Source organism: Streptomyces sp. NPDC054883, assembly GCF_053610645.1.
In genome coordinates, this window is sequence record NZ_JBSGYT010000010.1 from 154507 (window position 1) to 161600 (window position 7094).

The following is a 7094-nucleotide window of genomic DNA, read 5'->3' on the forward strand; positions in this document are numbered from 1 at the left end:
TCCCGTACCGGTACGTCCGGTACGGGGCCTCACGGTGTCATTCCTGGGAAGCAGGGGAGTGTCAGCCGTCGGCCGATGTCACTCGGAAGCTCACGGAGAGGTAGGGTCGTAAGCGGTCGGGGACATCCCATACAGCTCGCCGGGGGACTTTTACCGGCGCACCAACGAGGAGATCGGTTCGTGACGATCCGCGTAGGCATCAATGGTTTTGGCCGCATTGGCCGCAACTACTTCCGGGCGCTCCTTGAGCAGGGAGCGGACATCGAGATCGTCGGTGTCAACGACCTGACTGACAACGCCACTCTGGTGCACCTGCTCAAGTACGACACGATCCTCGGCCGCCTCAAGGCCGAGGTCTCGCACACCGACGACACCATCACCGTCAACGGCAACACCTTCAAGACGTTCGCCGAGCGCGACCCCGCCAACCTGCCCTGGGGCGAGCTGGGCGCCGACATCGTCATCGAGTCGACCGGCATCTTCACAAAGAAGGCCGACGCCGCCAAGCACATCGCGGCCGGCGCGAAGAAGGTCCTCATCTCGGCTCCGGCCAAGGACGAGGACATCACGATCGTGATGGGCGTCAACCAGGACAAGTACGACGCGGCCAACCACCACGTCATCTCCAACGCCTCCTGCACCACCAACTGCGTGGCGCCGATGGCCAAGGTCCTCGACGAGAACTTCGGCATCGTCAAGGGCATGATGACGACGGTCCACGCTTACACCAACGACCAGCGCATCCTCGACTTCCCGCACTCGGACCTGCGCCGCGCCCGCGCCGCCGCCGAGAACATCATCCCGACGTCGACCGGTGCCGCCAAGGCCACCGCGCTGGTCCTCCCGCAGCTCAAGGGCAAGCTGGACGGCATGGCCATGCGCGTCCCGGTCCCGACCGGCTCGGTCACCGACCTCGTCCTGGAGCTCTCCCGCGAGACCACCAAGGAAGAGATCAACGCGGCGTTCCAGAAGGCCGCCGAGGGTCAGCTCAAGGGCATCCTCGACTACACCGAGGACGCGATCGTCTCGTCCGACATCGTGAACTGGCCCGCGTCCTGCACCTTCGACGCGTCCCTGACGATGGTTCAGGAAGGTACGCAGGTCAAGGTCATCGGCTGGTACGACAACGAGTGGGGCTACTCCAACCGCCTCGTCGACCTGACCGTCTTCGTCGGCGGTCAGCTCTGATCGTCACGGCAGGCAGCACGATGTGAGGCACAGGGTCCGGGTGGCGCAACGAGGCGCCGCACGGGCCCTGTGGCTTGTCTCGTACCCTCTCACCCAGGTCGGGACGGAAACCCCACGTGGGGATAAGGAGTAGAAACACATGAAGACGATCGACGAACTTCTCGCCGAGGGCGTCTCCGGCAAGCGGGTGTTCGTCCGCGCGGACCTCAACGTGCCGCTCGCCGGCACCGAGATCACCGACGACGGACGCATCCGTGCCGTCCAGCCGACCATCGCGAAGCTCGCCGAAGCCGGCGCCCGCGTGATCGTCGCCTCGCACCTGGGCCGCCCCAAGGGCGCCCCGGACCCGGCCTTCTCGCTGGCCCCCGCGGCCAAGCGGCTCGGTGAGCTGCTCGGCACCGACGTCGCGTTCGCCACCGACACCGTCGGATCCTCCGCGAAGGAGACCGTCGCGGCCCTCGCCGACGGCCAGGTCGCCGTCATCGAGAACCTGCGCTTCAACGCGGGCGAGACCTCGGCGGACGACGCCGAGCGCGGCGCCTTCGCGGACCGGCTCGCCGAGCTCGCCGACCTCTACGTCGGCGACGGCTTCGGCGCCGTCCACCGCAAGCACGCCTCGGTCTTCGACCTCCCGGCGCGCCTGCCCCACGCGGCCGGCTACCTCATCGCCACCGAGGTCGGCGTCCTCAAGAAGCTGACCGCCGAGGTCAAGCGCCCGTACGTGGTCGTACTGGGCGGCGCCAAGGTGTCCGACAAGCTCGCCGTCATCGACCAGCTGCTCGGCAAGGCCGACCGCATCCTCATCGGCGGCGGCATGGCGTACACCTTCCTCCACGCCAAGGGCTACGAGGTCGGCATCTCCCTGCTCCAGAAGGACCAGGTGGACGTCGTCAAGGAGTACATGGCCCGCGCCGAGAAGAACGGCGTCGAGCTGGTCCTGCCGGTCGACATCCTCGCCTCGACGGACTTCCCCGACCTCAAGGGCAAGACCCCGGCCGACTACATCACCGTCGACGCGGACAAGATCCCCGCCGACAAGGAGGGTCTGGACATCGGTCCCAAGACCCGTGAGCTGTACGCGTCGAAGATCGCCGACGCGGAGACCGTCTTCTGGAACGGTCCCGTGGGCGTCTTCGAGCACCCCGACTACGCCGGAGGCACCCGCGCGATCGCGCAGGCCCTCGTCGACAGCGACGCGTTCACCGTCGTCGGCGGTGGCGACTCCGCCGCCGCCGTGCGCACGCTCGGCTTCGACGAGAACGCTTTCGGCCACATCTCGACCGGTGGCGGCGCCTCCCTCGAATACCTCGAGGGCAAGGCGCTCCCCGGCCTCGCCGCACTGGAGGTCTGACCCTCAATGACCACGCGCACCCCGCTCATGGCGGGCAACTGGAAGATGAACCTCAACCACCTCGAGGCCATCGCGCATGTCCAGAAGCTCGCCTTCGCGCTCGCCGACAAGGACTTCGACGCCGTCGAGGTGGCGGTCCTGCCGCCCTTCGTCGACCTGCGGTCCGTCCAGACCCTGGTCGACAGCGACAAGCTGAAGATCAAGTACGGCGCCCAGGACATCTCGGCGCACGACTCCGGTGCCTACACCGGTGAGGTCTCCGGCCCGATGCTGGCCAAGCTGTCCTGCACCTTCGTGGCCGTGGGCCACAGCGAGCGCCGCCAGTACCACGGCGAGAGCGACGAGCTCTGCAACGCCAAGGTCAAGGCCGCCTACCGGCACGGGATCACCCCGATCCTGTGCGTCGGCGAGGGTCTGGACGTCCGCAAGGCCGGCCGCCAGGTCGAGCACACGCTCGCCCAGGTCGACGGCGGCCTCAAGGACGTACCGGCCGAGCAGGTCGAGTCCATCGTGATCGCGTACGAGCCCGTCTGGGCCATCGGGACCGGCGAGGTCGCCACCCCCGAGGACGCCCAGGAGGTCTGCGGGGCGATCCGCGGCCGCCTGGCCGAGCTGTACTCGCAGGAGCTGGCCGACAAGGTCCGCATCCAGTACGGCGGATCCGTCAAGGCCGGCAACATCGCCGCGATCATGGCCCAGCCCGACGTCGACGGCGCCCTGATCGGCGGCGCGGCGCTGGACGTGGACGAGTTCGTCAAGATCGTCAGGTTCCGGGACCAGTAGAGCCCGGCCGTCCCGCCGCGAGTATGCGGCGGGACGGATCCGTCGTACCCTTGCGGGGGCCAGGGGGCTGCACCACCAGCCACTGGCCCCCGCGCACGTCCCAGCAGAGCCGGAAAGCCAGAAAAGCCAGAAAGTAGGAATCAGCCGTGATTTTGGGGTTCTCGATCGCCCTGATCGTCTTCAGCGCCCTGCTGATGCTGCTCGTGCTGATGCACAAGGGCAAGGGCGGTGGCCTTTCCGACATGTTCGGCGGCGGCATGCAGTCGTCGGTCGGCGGCTCCTCGGTCGCCGAGCGCAACCTGGACCGCATCACCGTCGTGGTCGGTCTGCTCTGGTTCGCCTGCATCGTCGCGCTGGGCCTGCTGCGGAAGTAATCCGGAAGCCGACCGTTCCGGCCATTGTGCCGGTCCGGCCCGCCCCCTCCGGCCTATCATGGGCTTCTGCGGGGGCGCCCCCTCCAGTTGCTGGACGGCCGCCCGGCCTTACGTAGACTTGGGCGCCCGCAGCGGAATACCCCTCACGCTCCGCGGCACCATCAGGCAGGGAGTTACGACCGTGGCAAGTGGCAACGCGATCCGTGGAAGTCGGGTCGGAGCGGGGCCGATGGGCGAGGCCGAGCGCGGCGAATCCGCGCCCCGCCTGCGCATCTCCTTCTGGTGCTCGAACGGGCACGAGACGCAGCCGAGCTTCGCCAGCGACGCGCAGGTGCCGGACACCTGGGACTGCCCGCGCTGCGGGTTCCCGGCAGGCCAGGACCGGGACAACCCGCCGGCGCCGCCGCGCACCGAACCGTACAAGACGCACCTGGCGTACGTGCGGGAACGGCGCACCGACGCCGACGGCGAGGCGATCCTCGCCGAGGCGCTCGCCAAACTCCGGGGCGAGATCTGAGAGTCGGCCCTCGCCGGTCGCACTCGAAAGCGACTTGGGGCCCGGCCCGTGGGAGAGACAATCCCGCGGGCCGGGCCCCTTTGTGCGCGTTGTCCCCCTTCGGATCCCTTAGGTTGGGGCGTGGCGGGGCACAACAGGACGGAAGAAGTGGGTTGATGTCCGAGATGAACGCAGACAGCCGTAGGACGAGGCTCAACCGGACGCCCGAGTGGCTGGCACTCGGAAAGCACCGGGAAGCGCTGGGGCAGACGCATCTGCGGGAGCTGTTCGAGACGAATCCGGGCCGGGGCACCGGCTACACGCTGCGGGTCGGGGACCTGTACATCGACTATTCGAAGCACCTCGTCACCGACGAGACGCTCACGCTGCTGCGCGAACTGGCGTCGGCGACCGGCGTGGCCGAGCTGCGCGACGCGATGTTCCGCGGCGAGAAGATCAACACGACGGAGGACCGGGCGGTCCTGCACACCGCCCTGCGCGCGCCCCGGGACGCGGTGGTCGAGGTGGACGGCGAGAACGTCGTGCCCGCCGTGCACGCCGTCCTCGACAAGATGGCCGCCTTCTCGGAGCAGGTCAGGTCGGGGGAGTGGACCGGGTTCACCGGCAAGCGCATCAAGAACGTCGTCAACATCGGCATCGGCGGCTCCGACCTCGGTCCGGCCATGGCCTACGAGGCGCTGCGCGCCTTCAGCGACCGCGGGCTGACCCTGCGGTTCGTGTCCAACGTGGACGGCGCCGACCTGCACGAGGCGGTACGGGAACTGGATCCCGCCGAGACGCTGTTCATCATCGCCTCCAAGACGTTCACGACGATCGAGACCATCACCAACGCCACCTCTGCGCGCAGCTGGCTGCTGGCCGGACTGGGCGCCGAAGACGCCGCGGTGGCACGGCACTTCGTGGCGCTGTCGACCAACGCCGAGAAGGTCCAGGAGTTCGGCATCGACCCGGACAACATGTTCGAGTTCTGGGACTGGGTCGGCGGCCGCTACTCCTTCGACTCGGCCATCGGCCTCTCGCTGATGATCGCGATCGGCCCGGACGCCTTCCGGGAGATGCTGGGCGGTTTCCACGCCATGGACCAGCACTTCCGTACGGCCCCGCCGGAGCGGAACGCGCCCCTGCTGATGGGCCTGCTGGGCGTCTGGTACGTGGGCTTCTTCGACGCGCAGTCGCACGCGGTGCTGCCCTACAGCCACTACCTCTCGCGGTTCACGGCGTACTTGCAGCAGTTGGACATGGAGTCCAACGGCAAGTCCGTGGACCGGGACGGCGAGCCGGTGGACTGGGACACCGGTCCGGTGGTCTGGGGCACGCCGGGCACCAACGGACAGCACGCGTACTACCAGTTGATCCACCAGGGCACCCGGATGATCCCGGCCGACTTCATCGGCTTCGCCCGCCCGGTGGCGGAACTGGAGCCGGAGCCGGCGGCCCAGCACGACCTGCTGATGGCGAACTTCTTCGCGCAGACCCAGGCGCTGGCCTTCGGCAAGACGGCGGAGGAGGTGCGGGCGGAGGGCGTTGCCGAAGCGCTGGTCCCGCACAGGACGTTCCGGGGCAACCACCCGACGACGACGATCCTGGCGAACGAGCTGACGCCGGCGGTACTCGGCCAGCTGATCGCCCTGTACGAGCACAAGGTGTTCGTACAGGGCGCGGTGTGGAACATCGACTCCTTCGACCAGTGGGGTGTGGAACTGGGGAAGGTGCTGGCCAAGCAGGTCGAGCCGGCCCTGGTCGACGGCTCCCACATGGAGGGCCTCGACCCGTCCACCCGGGCGCTGGTGTCCACCTACCGCGAGCTGCGCGGCCGGGCCTGATCCGGAAGCGGGTGCGGGGGCGCCGGGCCCCCGCACCCCGCGTCCGGGGCCGTTTGTCAGGCCGAGGCCGGCGGGTAGAGCGCCGGAGGCAGCTTCGCCGCCGCCGCGCGGTCCAGCAGCCACAGGGTGCGGCTGCGCCCGTACGCCGCCGCGGCCGGGGCCTGCGCCTCGCCGGCGCCGCCGAGCGCGAGGGCCACCGCGCCCGCCTTGTCCTCGCCCGCCGCCAGCAGCCAGACCTCGCGCGCCGCGCGGATCGCCGGGAGGGTCAGCGAGACCCGGGTCGGCGGCGGCTTGGGCGCCCCGTGCACCCCGACCACCGTACGGTCGGCCTCGCGCGCCGCCGGGTGCTCGGGGAAGAGGGACGCCACGTGCGTGTCCGGGCCCACGCCCAGCATCAGCACGTCGAAGCGGGGGACCGGCCCGTGGTCCTCGGGCCCCGCGGCCTTTCGGAGCTCCTCGGCGTAGGCCGCCGCCGCCGCGTCCACGTCCGCCCCGTACGGGCCGTCCGAGGCCGGCATCACGTGGACGCGCGCCGGGTCGACGGGGACGGAGTCCAGGAGCGCCTCGCGGGCCTGGACGTGATTGCGCTCGGGGTCGTCGGCGGGGACGTAGCGCTCGTCGCCCCACCACAGGTCCAGCCGGGACCAGTCGATCGCGTCCCGGGCCGGGGCCGCGGCGAGCGCCGCGAGCAGCCCGTTGCCGTTGCGGCCTCCGGTCAGCACCACCGAGGCGCTGCCGCGGGCCGCCTGCGCGTCCACGACCTTCGTGATGAGCCGGGCCGCGGTGGCCTGCGCCATCAGCTCCTTGTCCCGGTGGACGACGACCTGGGGAGTCGTCATACCCATGTGTGTGCCGCCTTCTTGCTCGTGCCTGGCGTACGTGCCGGACGTACCCGGCGCCGGACGGAAAGGGAGCGGCCGCCGGCGGGCCCCCCCCCCCACGCGCCCCCCGCCGCCGCCGGCCCCGAGCCCCCCGCCCCCCACCCGGCCGGCGGGCACCTGCCCACGAACGGCAGCCCGCTCTACGCGATCGGGTCCGGCGTCGACTGGCTGCGCACC

Annotated in this window: 7 protein-coding genes; 6 read left to right on the forward strand and 1 reads right to left on the reverse strand. The window is 70.0% G+C overall.

Going from position 1 to position 7094, the window contains the following annotated elements:
• Nucleotides 1-180: 180 nt before the first annotated feature.
• The 6 genes from gap to pgi all read left to right on the forward strand — a co-directional run bounded on the left by gap (nucleotide 181) and on the right by pgi (nucleotide 6036).
• The gene (gene gap, locus ACWGH1_RS10825; protein ID WP_453355025.1) at nucleotides 181-1188 is read left to right on the forward strand and encodes a type I glyceraldehyde-3-phosphate dehydrogenase; all 1008 of its coding nucleotides are present in this window, start codon (nucleotides 181-183) and stop codon (nucleotides 1186-1188) included.
• A gap of 139 nt (nucleotides 1189-1327) precedes the next feature.
• Nucleotides 1328-2539: a phosphoglycerate kinase gene (locus ACWGH1_RS10830; protein ID WP_453355024.1), complete on the forward strand. Its 1212-nt coding sequence runs from the start codon at nucleotides 1328-1330 to the stop codon at nucleotides 2537-2539.
• 6 nt (nucleotides 2540-2545) lie between these two features.
• On the forward strand, nucleotides 2546-3322 hold the full coding sequence (gene tpiA / locus ACWGH1_RS10835) for a triose-phosphate isomerase (RefSeq protein WP_453408624.1): 777 nt from the start codon (nucleotides 2546-2548) through the stop codon (nucleotides 3320-3322).
• 152 nt (nucleotides 3323-3474) lie between these two features.
• Entirely contained in the window at nucleotides 3475-3696 is a 222-nt protein-coding gene (gene secG / locus ACWGH1_RS10840; RefSeq protein ID WP_453355027.1) for a preprotein translocase subunit SecG, read from the forward strand.
• Between the two features lie 181 nt (nucleotides 3697-3877).
• The gene (locus tag ACWGH1_RS10845; RefSeq protein WP_007263454.1) at nucleotides 3878-4213 is read left to right on the forward strand and encodes an RNA polymerase-binding protein RbpA; all 336 of its coding nucleotides are present in this window, start codon (nucleotides 3878-3880) and stop codon (nucleotides 4211-4213) included.
• 164 nt (nucleotides 4214-4377) lie between these two features.
• Nucleotides 4378-6036, forward strand: a complete 1659-nt coding sequence (gene pgi / locus ACWGH1_RS10850) for a glucose-6-phosphate isomerase (RefSeq protein ID WP_453408628.1) — start codon at nucleotides 4378-4380, stop codon at nucleotides 6034-6036.
• 56 nt (nucleotides 6037-6092) lie between these two features.
• On the opposite strand, the gene pgl is transcribed toward pgi, so the two are convergent.
• Nucleotides 6093-6875 carry a 6-phosphogluconolactonase gene (pgl, locus tag ACWGH1_RS10855; RefSeq protein ID WP_453408625.1) on the reverse strand — a complete coding sequence of 261 codons (783 nt, stop codon included), beginning with the start codon at nucleotides 6873-6875 and terminating at the stop codon, nucleotides 6093-6095.
• Between the last annotated feature and the right edge of the window lie 219 nt (nucleotides 6876-7094).